Origin of the sequence: Streptomyces morookaense, assembly GCF_013030945.1 — a bacterium.
Lineage (GTDB): Bacteria > Actinomycetota > Actinomycetes > Streptomycetales > Streptomycetaceae > Streptomyces > Streptomyces morookaensis.
On record NZ_JABBXF010000212.1, the window covers coordinates 1 to 263 of the forward strand.

Sequence of the window (263 nt, forward strand, 5' to 3'; positions counted from 1 at the left end):
GCCCGGCGGTCTTCGTCGAGTTCAGCCGCCAGCGCGGGCTCTCGGCCGACGGCCGGTGCAAGGCGTTCGGCGCCGGCGCGGACGGCACGGGCTGGGCCGAGGGCGCGGGCATGCTGCTCGTGGAACGGCTCTCCGACGCCCGCCGCAACGGACACCAGGTGCTGGCGGTCGTCCGCGGCACGGCGGTCAACCAGGACGGCGCGTCCAACGGTCTGACGGCGCCGAACGGTCCCGCGCAGCAGCGCGTGATCCGGCAGGCACTG

At 76.0% G+C, this 263-nt stretch carries 1 protein-coding gene; it reads left to right on the plus strand.

What is annotated here, in order from left to right; genetic code table 11:
- The coding region (locus tag HG542_RS34210) for a beta-ketoacyl synthase N-terminal-like domain-containing protein (RefSeq protein ID WP_171088335.1) at positions 1 to 263 on the plus strand (263 nt) is incomplete at both ends.